At 70.3% G+C, this 15344-nt stretch carries 7 protein-coding genes and 2 pseudogenes; 6 read left to right on the top strand and 3 right to left on the bottom strand.

Annotation, left to right across the window (positions count from 1 at the left end; translation table 11 throughout):
• Window positions 1-348: 348 nt before the first annotated feature.
• Window positions 349-723 carry a hypothetical protein gene (locus tag JYK18_RS34415; RefSeq protein WP_206807565.1) on the bottom strand — a complete coding sequence of 125 codons (375 nt, stop codon included), beginning with the start codon at window positions 721-723 and terminating at the stop codon, window positions 349-351.
• Between the two features lie 512 nt (window positions 724-1235).
• Between JYK18_RS34415 and JYK18_RS34410 the strand changes: the two genes are divergently transcribed.
• Window positions 1236-2399, top strand: coding sequence for a hypothetical protein (locus JYK18_RS34410; RefSeq protein WP_206807564.1), 1164 nt, complete (start codon window positions 1236-1238; stop codon window positions 2397-2399).
• A gap of 540 nt (window positions 2400-2939) precedes the next feature.
• On the opposite strand, the gene JYK18_RS34405 is transcribed toward JYK18_RS34410, so the two are convergent.
• Both JYK18_RS34405 and JYK18_RS34400 read right to left on the bottom strand, forming a co-directional pair.
• Window positions 2940-5210 (bottom strand): tetratricopeptide repeat protein, encoded by a 2271-nt coding sequence (locus JYK18_RS34405; protein ID WP_206807563.1) that lies wholly within the window; start codon window positions 5208-5210, stop codon window positions 2940-2942.
• Window positions 5211-5400: 190 nt separating this feature from the next.
• Window positions 5401-6852 carry an ATP-binding protein gene (locus JYK18_RS34400; protein WP_206807562.1) on the bottom strand — a complete coding sequence of 484 codons (1452 nt, stop codon included), beginning with the start codon at window positions 6850-6852 and terminating at the stop codon, window positions 5401-5403.
• 594 nt (window positions 6853-7446) lie between these two features.
• On the opposite strand from JYK18_RS34400, the gene JYK18_RS34395 reads away from it, so the two are divergent.
• The 5 genes and pseudogenes from JYK18_RS34395 to JYK18_RS34380 all read left to right on the top strand — a co-directional run bounded on the left by JYK18_RS34395 (window position 7447) and on the right by JYK18_RS34380 (window position 15324).
• Window positions 7447-10530, top strand: a complete 3084-nt coding sequence (locus tag JYK18_RS34395; RefSeq protein WP_206807561.1) for a Tn3 family transposase — start codon at window positions 7447-7449, stop codon at window positions 10528-10530.
• A 145-nt stretch (window positions 10531-10675) separates the two neighbouring features.
• Window positions 10676-11503 (top strand): annotated as a pseudogene (locus JYK18_RS47120) (serine/threonine-protein kinase); the annotation flags it as partial.
• Window positions 11504-11530: 27 nt separating this feature from the next.
• Window positions 11531-12988: pseudogene (gene dnaK, locus JYK18_RS47115) on the top strand (molecular chaperone DnaK); the annotation flags it as partial.
• A 98-nt stretch (window positions 12989-13086) separates the two neighbouring features.
• The gene (locus JYK18_RS34385; protein ID WP_206807559.1) at window positions 13087-14274 is read left to right on the top strand and encodes a recombinase family protein; all 1188 of its coding nucleotides are present in this window, start codon (window positions 13087-13089) and stop codon (window positions 14272-14274) included.
• Window positions 14275-15078: 804 nt separating this feature from the next.
• A complete protein-coding gene (locus tag JYK18_RS34380; RefSeq protein ID WP_206807558.1) occupies window positions 15079-15324 on the top strand; it encodes a hypothetical protein in 246 nt (81 codons plus the stop codon).
• The last annotated feature ends 20 nt before the right edge of the window (window positions 15325-15344 follow it).

Here is a 15344-nt window from a genome sequence, read left to right as displayed (position 1 = left end):
AGGGCGCGTCGGGGTCGGCGAGGGTGTCCAGCACAAGCTGGCACCAGGTCGTCGCGGCGTGGACGGACAGGTGCGCGTGGCGGGCGCAGGCCGACGCGGACGCTGGACCTGCCGTGTCCGGTTCCGTAGAGATTTCGCAGCTAGGCGATGCTGTTGGCGATGGTGGTGACGGCGCTGAGGATTTCCGGACTGCGTCGCTGCCATCGGGACTGGATGCTGCAGGCCTCGCCCGTCTGGTGCTCGAGTGGGTGTCGCTGCTGGACCGGCCGGCATCCAGACCGCGGCCTTCACCACTGACGTCCCTGCGGGCTACCTCAACGGGTGCCTGAAGCCCGCTCTTCGCTCGGGTCAGGTGAGTGGCAGATTACCTGAATAGGGCGGAGGCTCCGTATAGAACGGACGGGAGCGCGATGCCGCGCAGGCTGCCACGAGCCATGCGCAGCGCCGTGTTCGTTGGGCTGATGCGCGAGCCGCTAACGTCGCGGCCACGCCCACGACGATCGGCCACGCGGGCAGTCCATACATCAGCGGCGCGGACAAAAGCGTCATGAACACTTGGTCGATGGACCCACCGCCATCCGAACCCCACAGGCCCAGCAGGCCGATCAGCATCATGAGCGCCGCGATCACCGGCCACGCGAGTGCCGCATGTTTCGCACCGGTGAACGCCCTCTGGCGGCGAGAGACGCGGGCAACCGGAGCTTCTGTGCGATCGCCATTCATGATGCAATCCTCCGCAATGACTGCAACTCATCTCGACCGCCCGATCAGCAAGGGCAGCGCCGCGAGAACGGCTGCCAGACCGGCGCCGATCGCCGTCACAAGAACCGACTGCGTGGCCAAGTACAAGCCGCCCACACCCGCTGTAACGGCGGTCACCGCCGACGACACTCCGCCCGTCGTCGACGCCCGTGCTGGCGCTGACGGCTCAGGATCGTGCCCTCCGGAAGACTGAGCTTCGGTGTTCGTCATGTACCCCTAGAGCCGCTGAGGTGCGCTGCCGTGCAAAAACAACCGAAAGTTGCCGCGCCAGGGTGGTCGCTCCCCGGCCCTGTGTGAACTGACACTTCACGCGAAATACGGCCGACGGTCGGGCGACTCGACTTCCAGGCGGGACTATCCGGGGACTTATTTGCACTCGTCTTAGCGCTCTGACCTGCAGGTTGACACTTTACTTGCGAGGAATTGTCATTTTGCTTGCAACTCACAACGCTGCCGACCCGGGATCCGAGCCCGTGCGCCCGTCCGCCGTACTGGACGGGCCGGGTGTCCCGGCCGAGGAGGCCGGGAGCGAGCAGTGCGGGGCGTGCCGCCGCGCCCTCCCGCGCGCCCCCGAAGGGCAGGCCGGGCAGCCTCAGCGGTTCTGCCGCGAGGAGCACAGCCGGTGGCGGGTCCCCGGCCGCGTCAAGCCGATGAAGTGCCGCGACGTCGCCGCCGCCTGGCAGGTCGAGGCCGCCACCCGCGGCCGCGCCGACGCGCCCGGACCGCCGATCGACCTCCATGGCCTCGGCGAACAGGTCACCGCCGTCGGCACCATGGCCGCCGAGCTGCTCGCCCCGGCCCAGGCACTCGCCGAGCGGGCCGAGCAGATCCAGTCCGCGCTCGCCGGCGACGTCGCCGCCGGCCGCCGCGCCGTCGAGCGCATGCAGGCCGCGGTGCGGGACATGCGGGGCCAGGTCACCGCCGCCGAGGCGAAGACCGCCGAGGCGGAGCGGGCGGCCGAGGAGGCGCGGACGAAGGAAACCGCCGCGGTGGTAGCCGCCGCCGCGGCCGAGCGCACCGCGACCGAGGCCACCCGCACGCGGGACGAGGCCCGCGGTGAACTGCTGGCCGAGCAGAAACGCCGCGCCGGGGCCGAGGAGCTGCGCGCCGCCGCCCTCAACGCCAAGGACCTGGCCGAGAGCGAGAACGCGCGCCTGGCCGCCACGGTCACCCAGCTGCAGACGCGGGTCGAGGAGGTTGAGACGGCCGCCGGCGAAGCCGCCCGGGAGCACCGTGAGGAGATCGGCCGCCTCCACCAGCAGCGCGCCGAGGCCCTGGCCACCGCGCAGGCCCACCACGACCAGCAGCTGGCCGACCGCGGCCGGCAGCTGGCCCAGCAGCTCCAGCAGGAACGCGAACGGCTCGCCGGCGACCTCGAGCGCGTCACCACCGCGCAGGCCGCCGAGCGCGACCGGCTCACCGCAGAGCTAGCCACCCTCCGCGCAGAAGCGGCAACCACCGCGACTACCCACACCACGGCCATCGCCGAGCTCAACCGGGAACTCGGCGCCGCCGACACCGCCCGCCAGACCGCGACCACCGCCCTGACCGGCCTGCGCACCCGCCTGGCCGCCCTGCTCGACGACCCACCCGACGACCTCACCGCGCGGATCGCCCGCCTGCTCGACACCCCCTGACCATCGCCTGGGGCACACCGGCGAATAAGCCCGCGAACATACCGATCACAGCCGGATCGCCACGACCCAGAACTATGGGCATGCCGATCCCGACCACAGCCCTGCTGCCACCGTCGCGGCCGCAACTGCGTGCGGAGGTCGCGGTCCCGAGTTCGAACGTGCCGCGTCCCACCCCCGGTCGCGGGCAACCCACGCGCTGGAGCCCGTGCGAGCGCCGAGCCGGCTACAGCCTCGTGGCGGCTGGCGCGGGGCCGTACTCGCACCGCTGTTGGCCATGGCGGCGCTGGTCGCCGAGATCGCCGTTTTGATGGCGAATCCAGCAGCGGCAGATTGCCGCGGCGGGCCGCTGCCGACCGTGCACGCCGCTCTCGCCGGGTCTGAGGTGACGTTCGTCGATCCGCCCACCTCCCGACCAACCCAAGGGTTGTCCGGGGCTACAGCGGTGGTACCCGGTACGAGCCAACCGGCACCAGAACCGGAACCGTTGAGCAGTCCAGCCATCGCTTCGCCGCTGACCAGAACGCTGGAAGCATCCGACGTCTACTGCAGTGTGGCGAGCCATTCGGTCACTGTTGCTGCGGAGTCCGGATCACCCGCCTCCTCGAATGCCGACACCGCTGCCTGCCCCGCAGCCTTCGCCTCCACCAGCTGGCCCGTCTCGACAAACGCGAGCCCGAGGTTGCCCAGCGCCTGGCCTTCGCCGTGGCGGTCCCCGGTCTCCCGGAAGATCGCGGCGGCCCGCTGGTGGTGGGTGATCGCCTCGTCGAACCGCCGCACTTCCCGCAGCGCGAGCCCGAGGTTGTTCAGCGCCTGGCCTTCGCCGTGGCGGTCCCCGGTCTCCCGGAAGATCGCGGCGGCCCGCTGGTGGTGGGTGATCGCGTCGTCGAACCGCCGCACCTGCCGCAGCGCGAGCCCGAGGTTGTTCAGCGCCTGGCCTTCGCCGTGGCGGTCCCCGGTCTCCCGGCAGATGGCCAGATCCCGTTCGTGGGCGGTGATCGCGTCGTCGAACCGCCGCACCTGCCGCAGCGCGAGCCCGAGGTTGTTCAGCGCCTGGCCTTCGCCGTGGCGGTCCCCGGTCTCCCGATAGATCGCGGCGGCCTGTTGGTGGTGGGTGATCGCGTCGTCGAACCGCCGCACTTCCCGCAGCGCGAGCCCGAGGTTGTTCAGCGCCTGGCCTTCGCCGTGGCGGTCCCCGGTCTCCCGGCAGATGGCCAGATCCCGTTCGTGGGCGGTGATCGCGTCGTCGAACCGCCGCACCTCCTGCAGCGCGAGCCCGAGGTTGTTCAGCGCCTGGCCTTCGCCGTGGCGGTCCCCGGTCTCCCGGAAGATCGCGGCGGCCCGCTGGTGGTGGGTGATCGCCTCGTCGAACCGCCGCACATACCGCAGCGCGAGCCCGAGAATGTTCGAGGCGATGGCGAGTGTGCGGGAGGTGTTGAGGTGCTGGGCAGCGGCATGAGCGTGTTCGCTGACAGAGACCCAGTCGGCGAGGTGGCGCCGCCAGCTCAGGTACTCGCTCAGCGCGGTGGCGAGGTGGGCGGTGACGTCGTGGTGGCCTGTATTGAATGCGAGGGAGACGGCGCTGGTGACGTTGGCGCGTTCGGTGTCAAACCACTTCAGCGCCTCGGCACGGCCAGGGAAGGTCTCCGGCACCGAGGTGCGGGGTAAGGCGCGCAAATGATCGTCTGCGGCGTTGGCGAGCCGGTCGTAGTGTTCGAGTAACCGCCGTAGCGCGGGAAGGTGGTGCTCGTCGGCGAGGTGGGAGCGGGCGTGCTGGCGGACCAGGTCATGCATCCGCCATCGCCCGCCGGTTTGCTGCAGCAGGTGTGCGTGGCGCAGTGCCCGCAACCGCGGCTTGACCTGCGCTTCGGAGACGTCGATGAGGGCCGCGGCGGTGGCGGTGGACAGGTCGGGGCCGGGGTTGATCGGGAGCAGAGAGAGCAGTTCCGCGGCCTGAGCATCGCGTTCGATGAGCCGATGCCAGGACAACTCCAGCACCGCGGCCACGGAACGATCGGCGCGCCGCAACGACTCCACCGAGTGGGGACCTTGCGCGAGTTCGTCGGCGAGCTCAGCCGCCGTCAACGACGGTTCGTCAGCGAGGACCGCGGCCGTGATCTCCAGCGCGAGGGGCAGGCGGCCGCACCGGTCGGCCAGCCGCACCAGCGCCGCACCGTCATCCGCGCGCGGGTCCTCCAGGCCGGTGCTCTGCAGGAGCTGGGTGAGCAAATCGACCGCGTCGGTCATCGGCAGTGTGTCGAGGTAGAGGTAGCTGGTGCGACCGGGCAGGGTCAGGGTGTCGCGGGTGGTCACCGCCGCCGCGTGCGGTGCTGGCGGTAGCAGCGCGGTGACCTGGTCGGCGTCGCCAGCGTTGTCCAGTACCAGCAGCAAACGGCGCCCCTGCTGTCCCAATCCCTGCAGCAGGGCGCGGTAGGAGGTCAGCTGCTCGGGCATCGTGGCCGGGACCTGCTCGTCGGCCAATCCCAGGACTCGCAGCAGCGGCCCGAGCACGTCGCGGGGTGTCGCCCGCTGGTCGGCGTCGGGGTCGTAGCCGTTGAGGTTGAGCACTACCGCGATCGTGACCAGGCCCTGCTTGACGGCGCGGGCGGCGGCGTGGGTGACCAGCGCGGTCTTGCCGACCCCGCCCATCCCGGCCGACACCACCACTGCACCGGCGCCTCGATCGCCGAACGCGGTCATCAGCTCGGCGATCTGCTGTTCGCGGCCGACGAACACCGCGTCCTCATCCACCTGCACGGCCACCGGCACCACCGCGGGACCTGTGGGCGTGCCGGACCGGTTGATGACGGTCATGTCACCCAGGGACTGGTAAGTCCGGGCGTTGCCCTCGGCGCGCGCGGTCAGCGACCAGCCACGAGCGTTGCCGCTTGAGGCATTCGCGCTAGGGGCCTGTTCCGGGGTCATCGATCGTTGATGGTCATGTCGCCCCCGGCCTGATAGATCCGAGCGAGCACAACCCACAGCCGATCACGCCACCGCGTCATCACAGCCTCCCCTCGGACATCCAGCGCGCACTCACACTCCTACCTAACGTGACCGGCATAGCCAGCGTTTCACCAGCGCACCTCCGGCACCCGAAATCAGCGAGACCCGAGCCATCCCATTCGCGGTCCAGGCTGGCCGGTGTCAAGTGCCAGGGCGACGGTGCTGGTGAGGTTGGCGCGTTCGGTGTCGAACCAGGCCAGCGCCTCGGCACGACCGGGAAAGGTGTCCGGGACCGAGGTGCCGGGGAGGGCACGCACTTATCGTCCGCGGCGTCGGCGTCTCGTACGTAGTGTTCGAGCAGCCGCTGTAGCGCGGGAATTCGGCGCTCGTCGGTGAGGTGGGTGCTGGTGTGCTGGCGGACCAAGTCGTGCATCTGCCACCGTCCGCCAGAGTGCTGCAGCAGATGGGCGTGGCGCAGCGCCCGGAGCCGGGGCTTGACCTGCGCTTCGCTGGTGTCGGCGAGGGCGGCGGCTGCGGCGGTGGACAGGTCGGGGCCGGGGTTGATCGGCAGCAGGCTGAGCAGTTCGGCTGCTGGGGGATTGCGTTCGGTGAGCCGGTTCCAGGACAACTCCAGCACCGCGGTCACCGAACGATCCGCGCGCCGCAGCGACTCCAGCGATTGGGGCGCTTGCTCGAGTTCGTCGACGAAGTCGGCCACCGTCATCGGCGGTTCGTCGGTGAGGACGGCGGCGGCGATCTCCAGCGCTAGGGGGAGGCGGCCGCACTGGTCTGCCAGCCGCACCAGCGCCGCGCCGTCGTTTGCCCGCGGGTCATCGGGTTCGGCGCGTTGCAGAAGTCGGGTGAGCAGGTCGACTGCGTCGGTCGTCTGCAGGGTGTCGAGGTCGAGGTGGCGGGTGCGGCCGGGCAGGGTGAGGGTGTCGCGGGTGGTCACCGCCGCCGCGTGCGGTGCTGGCGGCAGCAGGGCGGTGACCTGGTCGACGTCGCCGGCGTTGTCCAGCACCAGCAGCAGACGGCGCCCTTGTCGCTCCCAGCCCGCGAGAAGGGCGCGGTAGGCGGCGAGTTGCTCGGGCACCGTGGCCGGGACCTGCCCGTCAGGCAACCCCAGTAGCCGCAGCAGCGGTCCGAGCACGTCGCGGGGTTTCGCCCGCTGCGCAGCGTCGGCGTCGTAGCCGTTGAGGTTGAGCACCACCGCGGTCGCCACCAGGCCCAGTTCGACCGCGCGGGCGGCGGCGCGGGTGACCAGCGCGGTCTTGCCCACCCCACCCATCCCCGCCGACACCACCACCGCACCGGCGCCCCGATGCTCGCCAAACGCGGTCAGCAAATCCTCGATCTGCTTGCCACGGCCGACAAACACCGCCTCCTCATCCACCCGCACGGCCACCGGCGTCACCGCCGGCCCCTCGGGCGCATCGCTCCGGACGATGACGGTCAGGTCGCCAAGGGACTGGTAGATCCGGGCGTTGCCCTCGGCGTAGCCGCCGTACACCGCGCCGACCGCGGTGCCGTTGTCGGTGGCGGTGAGCCCGCCACGAATCCGGGTGCTCGGCTGCGTCCCGGCGGGTGGCGCGGGGTCGGGTTGGGCGGGGGCGGGCGCCGGCGCGGTGTGCCCGTGGTCCGGGTCGGCTACCGAGGGCGGTCGGGCTCGCCCGGCGATGGTGCGCCGAGGTTGAGGTGGTCGCCGGTGGCGGCACCGATCGTGATTCCCGGCCCGGCACCGTGCACACCGCCGGCGATGGCCACGCCCCGCGGCCCGGAAACACCGGTGTTCCCTACGGCGCCGGTCTCGGCCGCAGTCGAGACCCGCTCGCCCGACACGCGATCGGACAGGGCGGGGTTGGACGGGCCGGGGGCTGTCGGTCGCCGATCGAGGACGGCGGGGTCGGGTGCGTAGGGGTTGTCCGGCAGGGCGACCCAGGCTAGGTCCCGGATCTCCTTGACCGCCACCTTGACCGGGGCTTGAGGAACATCAGTGTCAGATCGTGCGCTAAGGGTTCTGGCGATGTATCGCCGCGTTGACCTGCTGTGATGCGATGTTGGAGTCTTCCGAGGTCGTTTGTTGTCGATCTTGGAAAGGGCTGTTGTGGCAGTCGAGTTCCTGTCGGATGAGCAGGCAGCTGGCTACGGGGCGTTCGGTGAGTTCGTGCCGCGGGGCGAGCTGGAGCGGTACTTCTTCCTGGATGACGCGGACCGGGAGCTGGTGCGGGACAAGCGCCGAGCGCATAACCGGCTCGGGTTCGCGATCCAGCTGACCAGCGTCCGCTACCTCGGGCGGTTCATGCCGGATCCGCGGCAGGTTCCGGTGGAGGTGGCCGAGTACCTGGCCGAGCAGTTGGAGATCGCCGACCCGTCGTGTCTGAAGGACTACGGCGAGCGGGATGGCACCGCGCGTACCCATGCCGGGGAGATCCAGAACGGCGAGGGCTGGCGGGACTTCTCCGAGGTCATCAGCGAGCTGGCCGAGTGGCTCGACGCTCGTGCGTGGACGACCGGGGATGGGCCGAAGGCGCTGTTCGACGCGGCGGTGGGGTGGCTGCGGGAGCGCAAGGTGCTGCTGCCGGGGGTGACCCGGCTGGCGCGGCTGGTGGGTTCGTGCCGGGAAGCGGCGAACCAACGGTTGTGGGAGACGCTGCACGATCTGCTCGACGCCGAGCAGCGCACGGCGCTGGACGGGCTGCTGGAAGTGCCCGAGGGGCACCGGAATTCGCACCTGGACCGGCTGCGGCGTCCGCCGGTGCGGGTGTCGGGGCCGGCGATGGTCGACGCGCTCCAGCGCGCCGCCGAGATCCTCGGGCTGGGCTTCGTCGAGGTCGACACCGAGGCCGTGCCGCCGCGCCGGTTGGCGGAGTTGTCCCGGTACGGGGTGCAGGGCAAGGCGAGTCTGCTGCGCCGTCACGGTGATTCCCGGCGGGCAGCGACGCTGCTGGCCACGGTGACCTACCTGCAGACCCGGGCGGTCGATGACGCCCTGGACCTGCTGGATGTGCTGATTGCCTCGAAGCTGCTGGCCCGCGCCGAGCGGGAGTCGGCCAAGCAGAAGCTGCGCACCCTGCCCCGCCTGGGCAAGGCGTCGGCGAAGCTCGCGGCCGCGCTCGGGGTGCTGCTGGAGGTCACCGGCGCGCACGATGACCTCGCTGAGCAGGCCGCCGACGACGGTGCGGTGGTGGAGCCGGTGAGTTTGGCGCAGGTGTGGGCCGAGATCGAGGCCGTGGTGCCCCGCTCCGAGCTCGCCGACGCCCTCACTGCGGTGGTCGAGCTCGCGGGGCCGCCGGACTCCGACTCCGACGAGGCGTGGCGGTCGGAGATGGTGAAGCGGTTCGCCACGGTGCGGCCGTTCCTGCCGTTGTTGTGCGAGGTGATCCGCTTCGGCGCGGCACCGGATGGACAGCGGGTGCTGGCGGCGTTGCGGGATCTGCCCAGGTTGTGGGGCGGCGGCCGCAACAAGGTCGCCCGCGGCGAGATCGACGAGCAGCTGCTGATCGGTTCCTGGCGTCGGCTGGTGCTGTACGCCCCCGGGCTGGAGCCGGGAGCGATCGACTGGCGGGCCTACACCTTCTGCGTGCTGGAGCAGTTCCACCGGTGCCTGCGGCGGCGGGACATCTTCGCGGTCAACTCCAGCAAATGGAGCGACCCGCGTGCCAAGCTCCTCGCGGGCAGCGCGTGGACCACGGCGAAGCCGGTGGTGCTGTCCAGCCTCGGCCTGCCGCCCGACCCTGGTGAGCACCTCGACGAGCGCGCCGAGCTGCTGGACACCACCTTCCGCGAGGTCACCGCCGGGCTGCCGGACAACACTGCGGTGCGCTTCGACGAGCACGGCCGCCTGCACCTCGCGGCGATCCCGGCCGAGGCCGAGCCGCCGAGCCTGGAGAACCTGCGGGTGCTGACCAACCGGATGCTGCCCCGCGTCGATCTCCCCGAGGTGTTGCTGGAGGTCTTGTCCTGGACCGGCGCCGACGCGGCGTTCACCTCGATCACCGGCGGCGAAGCCCGCCTGGCCGACCTGCACATCACGATCGCCGCACTGCTGGTGTCCGAGGCGTGCAACATCGGCTGGACCCCGGTCATCAAGTCCAGCGTGGCGGCGTTGACCCGGGACCGGCTCGCGCACGTCGACGCGACCTACCTGCGGATGGACACGATCAAGGCCGCCAACGCCGCGCTGATCGAGCACCAGGCCCGCATCGGCCTGGCCCAGGTCTGGGGTGGTGGGCACGTGGCCAGCGTGGACGGGATGCGGTTCGTCGTGCCGGTGCAGACCATCAACGCCCGCCACAACCCGCACTACTGGGGCCAGAAACGCGGTGCGACCTGGCTGAACATGGTCAACGACCAGGCATCCGGGCTGGCTGGGAAGGTCGTGGCCGGCACCCCGCGCGATTCCCTGCACGTCCTGGACGTGCTCTACGACCGCGACGGCGGCCAGAAACCACAGATGATCGTCACCGACACCGCGAGCTACTCCGACATCGTGTTCGGACTGCTCACCCTGGCCGGGTTCACCTACGCCCCGCAGCTGGCCGACCTGCCCGATCAGAAGCTGTGGCGCATCAACACCAAGGCCGACTACGGCCCGTTCGCCACCGCGGCCCGCGGCCGCATCGACCTGGAGCGGGTGCGCAGGCACTGGGAGGACATCCTGCGGGTCACCGCCTCCATTCACACCGGCGCCGTCCGCGCCCACGATGTGATCCGGATGCTCTCCCGCGACGGCCACCCCACCCCGCTCGGTGAGGCGATCGCGCACTACGGGCGCATCCACAAGACCCTGCACGTGCTGCGCCTGGTCGACGACACCGGCTACCGCCGCGACATCAAAGGCCAGGCCAACCTGCAGGAAGGCCGCCACGCGCTGGCGCGCCGGATCTTCCACGGCCAGCGCGGCGAACTGCGCCAGCGCTACTACGAAGGCATGGAAGACCAGCTCGGCGCGCTGGGCCTGGTGCTCAACGCGCTGGTGCTGTTCACCACCCGCTACCTCGACGCCGCCATCACCGAGCTGCGCGTCGGGGGCTACGAGGTGCGTGAGGCCGATGCCGCCCGGCTCTCACCGTTCGTGCGCCACCACGTCAACATGCTCGGCCGCTACTCGTTCCTCACCCCGGAACTGGCCGGCGGGCTGCGCCCGCTACGCGACCCGTCGACCCCTGACGATGAAGGCAACGTGTAGCGGCACCCGGTGACCATGATCGTGCCACCATTACGGTGATCGGGATGGTGGTCTGCTCACCCCTCGAGGCATTCATGCCTCAGGCGTGCGGGTCAGCCCTTTGCCACCGGCCCGGCCGGGGCAAAGGGCTAGTCAACCGTGATGCGTGCGGAGGTGGGATGTGCGAGCCGGTACTGAACTGGCCGGCCGCTACCGACTGGAGCGGTTGCTCGGCCGGGGCGGGATGGGCGAGGTGTGGCGGGGCGTCGACCAGACGCTGGACCGGCCGGTGGCGGTCAAGCTGTTGCTGGCTAACCTGCTGGGCGACGACCGGCAGCACGATGAGGCTCTGGCACGTTTCCGGCGCGAGGGGAAGGCGGCCGCGCGCCTGAACCACTCCAACATCACCGCCGTCTACGACTGGGGCGAACACCGGGAAACCCGCGGCGGCATCGAAATGACCTTCCCGTTCCTGGTGCTGGAGTTCGTTCGGGGCCGCGATCTGAAAGCCGTTCTCGATGATCACCCCGGTGGACTGCCGGTCGAGCGGGTCCTGGACTACGGTGCGCAGGCCGCCGACGCGCTGGCCGCCGCGCACGCGGCCGGGATCGTGCATCGCGACATCAAGCCGGCCAACCTCATGCTGCTGGACGAGGGCACCATCAAGATCTGCGACTTCGGCATCGCTCGTCTGCATGGCGCGACCGCCGGTCTGTCGGCGACCGGGATGGTGATCGGCACCCTGCTGTACATGCCGCCCGAACAGATCGAGGGCCGACGCATCGACCATCGCGCCGACCTCTACGCCTTCGGCGCCACCCTGTACCACCTGCTCACCGGCCGTCCCGTCTTTCCCGCCACCGACCTGCGGGCACTGGCCTACATGCACGCAACCAAAACCCCCGACCCGCCCAGTACGCTCCGGCCCGGCATCAGCCCCGACATCGATCGCCTCATCAGCGCACTGCTCGCCAAACTCCCCGACCAGCGCCCCGCCTCCGCCGCCGAGATCGCCCATGCCCTGCGAACGGCCCGGTCCCACAGCCCAGCCGGAAACCGAGCGATAGGGATTGACCTCGGCACGTCCAACTCCGTCGTCTCGATCCTCGAGGGCAGTGAGCCCACCGTCATCGCCAACGCGCAGGGCTCCCGGAACACACCGTCCGTGGTCGCCTTCGCCAAGAACGGCGAGGTCCTGGTCGGCGAGCTCGCCACGCGGCAGGCGGCCACCAACGTCGAGCGGACGATCCGCTCAGTCAAGCGCCACATCGGCACCGACTGGACCATCGAGATCGACGGCAAGAAGTTCACGCCGCAGCAGATCAGCGCCTTCGTCCTGCAGAAGCTCAAGCAGGACGCGCAGGCATACTTGGGCGAGCGGGTCACCGACACCGTGATCACCGTGCCCGCCTACTTCAACGCTGCGCAGCGGCAGGCCATCAAGGAGGCCGGCGCGATCGCGGGACTCACCGTGCTGCGGACCATCGCCGCACCCGACTCCGCCGCAGTGGCCCACGGCCTGGGCACGGAGGAGGAGACCCTCCTCGTCTTCGACCTGGGCGGTGGCAGCCTCGACGTCTCCCTGGTGGAGATCGTCGACGGTGTGGTCGAGGTGCGGGCCACGGCTGGAGACACCCACCTAGGCGGTGACGACTGGGACCAGCGCGTCGTCGACGAGCTCGTCAAGCGCTTCCACAACGCGCACGGTATCGACCTGGCCAAGGACAGGGTGACGCTCCAGCGTCTGCGCGAAGCGGCTGAGAAGGCCAAGATTGAGCTGTCCAGCCAGTCCGAGACCAACATTAACCTGCCCGGCCTCACCGCCTCCGGCACGGGCCCGCTGCACCTCGACGAGAAGCTGACCAGGGCCGAGTTCCAGCGGCTGACCGCCGACCTGCTCGAGCGGACCAAGGGCCCGTTCCACCAGGTCATCAAGGACGCCGGCATCACGGTGGCCGCCATCGACCACGTGGTCCTTCTCGGCGGCTCGACCCGCATGCCCGCCGTCACCGACCTGGTCCAGGAGCTGACCGGCGGCAAGGAACCCAACAAGATCGCCAACTCGGAGGAGGTCGTGGCCATCGGCGCCGCCGTGCAGGCCGGCGTGCTCACGGGTGAGATCAAGGACGTCCTGCTGCTCGAGGTGACCCCGCTGTCGCTGGGCATCGAGACCAAGGGCGGCATCTTCGCCAAGCTCATCGAGCGGAACACCACGATCCCCACCACGCGGTCGGAGGTGTTCACCACGGCCGAGGACAACCAGCCGTCGGTGCAGATCCAGATCTACCAGGGCGAGCGCGAGATCGCGGCGTACAACAAGAAGCTGGCCACCCTCGAGCTAACCGGCCTCCCACTCGTACCGTGCGGCGTGCCGCAGATCGAGGTCACCTTCAACATCGACGCCAACGGCATCGTCACCGTCTCCGCCAAGGACCTCGGCACCGGCAAGGAGCAGTCGATGACGTTGTCCTCCAGCTCCCCCTCACACCAGACGGCTGACACCTTGCTCCCCGCCGCAACGTGGAGCGCCCAGTAGGCGCCCCGGCCCCGGTCCGCAGCGAAAGGAACCCTCAGCTCATGGCGCGCCTGGTCTACACCCGGGTCTCCACCGACGAGCAGAGCACCCAACGGCAGACCCACGTACTCGCCGAAGCCGGGCTGATCGAGGGCGCCGACGGCGTGCGGTTCTTCTCCGACCCGGCCACCTGCTCGAAGATCCCCGCACTGGAGCGCGACGGCTTCAAGGAACTGGCCGCCTTCGCCCGGCTCGACGACACGCTCATCGTCTCCGAGCTCTACCGGCTCTGCCGCGACCTGGCCGACATCCTCGCGGTCCGCACCTGGTGCCAGGCCCACGACGTGAAGCTGCGGGTGCTCTCCGGCGCGCTGTCGGGCATCGTCGACCTGGCCGCCACCGACGCGACCACCACCATGTTGGTCAACGTCCTGGTCTCGGTCGGCCAGTTCCAGCGCGACCTGCAAAACGAACTCACCCGCGGCGGCCTGGCCGCTGCCTGGGCACAAGGCGCCCGCTCCGGTCGCCGGCCACGCCTGGCCCAGCTCGGCGTCGAAGCAAAGGTGCGGCAAGCCTTCCGCGACGGCGCCAGCATCGCCGCACTGGCCCGCCAGCACCAGGTCAGCCGGGTCGCCATCCGCACCGCCGTGGCCGACCTGATCCCCGGCCGACCCGAACAGCCGACTCCCGCCGCCGACGAACCGCAGCCGGTGCGCATCGAGATCCCCGGTAAGATCGCCCGCCACCTGAACGAACGCGACGACCTGGACGACGCCGAACGCCACGCCCTACGACAGGGCCGCGAAGTCCGCCGCGACCAGGGCTACAGCCTGCACGTCACCGCACCGCCCGACATCCACCACGCACTGCTCACCGCGGCCGCCGAACTCGGCGCCGACAGCGCATCTCCAGCCGAGCGCAAGGCGTACCGGATCTACGCGGACCGGCTGAACAACGAAGGCTTAGCGCACGATCTGACACCGATGTTCCTCAAACCCCTCTTCACCGCCGGCGCGTCGAGTAGTCGGAACCCGGTGGTCAGCGCGGTGGAGGTGACGCCGTGGTCGTCGAAAGCGACCTCCCCGGCGTGTACCGCCAACCGCAGCCGCACCCGCGCCGCCCCGGAGCTGGTGGTGTTGTGCCTGCGCACCGCTCGGACCAACGCTCCGGGCAGCACCTCCACCAACGGCGCTTTCGGGTACTCCGGCGGAACTAGCACGAACACACTGTCGCCGCGATCCTCGTGGTGACAGGCCTCCCACTGCACCCCTGCCGCCGCCAACGCCTCACCCACCACCCCGTACAGGCCCGCGCGGGTGCCGAGCTGGTGGGGCAGCGTCCTCGTGGGGGCGCCGAAGCCCTCCACGTCGACCAGGACCATCGTGCGGTGCACCGCGGGCCGACCCGGAATCGCCATACCCGACCTCCCGAAGGGCAGAACCACGTGGTGCGCCGATAAACCATGGTTCTACCGACCGAGGCGGACGGCCTCCACGCCATTTGGCACACCCGTCGCCTGATCGGCCGCACAACTCACCCGACCAGGCGACACCCGCACCGCTGGCCGACACGAAGTCCGGGCGCAGGATTCGCCTATCCGGATGCCGCACCGTGCTGGCCAGCCAGCTGCTCGACGACGTGCCTACAGTCGGTGAACACCCTGTTCTGCCAACACGTCGCCGGCGACACCGGCCGCACACCTAGCCACCGCGACTTCGACGCCGAGGCCTGCTGGTCGCTCGCGCAGCCGCGGAACCGCTGGAGGAGTGGATCGTCGCCGGGTGGCAGGCTCGTCCACACGCCGGTCTAGTCGGTCGGGCACCGGAGGAACGTTGTCGTCCAACGAGATGTAGGCCGCGCTCGTCGCGGCCGCCGGGTACGTGCCGATGATGCTGACCGGGGAGGACTACCTGGAACTGCTGCACGCGCCGCGATCTGGAGCACGACCAACGACTACGGCGTCTGGATCGACCGCCGCACCTACGACAGCGCCGCGCTGAACCCGTTGCGGCGCCCAGGATTCCGGCGTCACTGCGCAGGCCGGGAAGTGGGAGGTGCGGTTCGATCCCGACGACCTGAGCCAGGTCTGGGTACGCAACCACCCCGACCCCGACGGCGGGTTCGTACGCGCGGCGTGGACGCATCAGGCGATGGTGTCGGCGCCGTTCGCCGACTTCACCTGGCGCCACGCCCGCCAGGCCACCGCGAGCACCGGCCAACCGGTCGACGAAACCGCGATCGCGCGCACGCTCGACAAGCTGCTCACCCGCGCCGGCGCAGGACCGGACCGGGACCGCTGACCGTCCTGGACGAGAAGCAG

The sequence above is a fragment of the Amycolatopsis sp. 195334CR genome, from assembly GCF_017309385.1.
Taxonomy (GTDB): domain Bacteria; phylum Actinomycetota; class Actinomycetes; order Mycobacteriales; family Pseudonocardiaceae; genus Amycolatopsis.
Note: the sequence above shows the minus strand (reverse complement) of the source record. Positions and strands in the feature narration are given on the sequence as shown.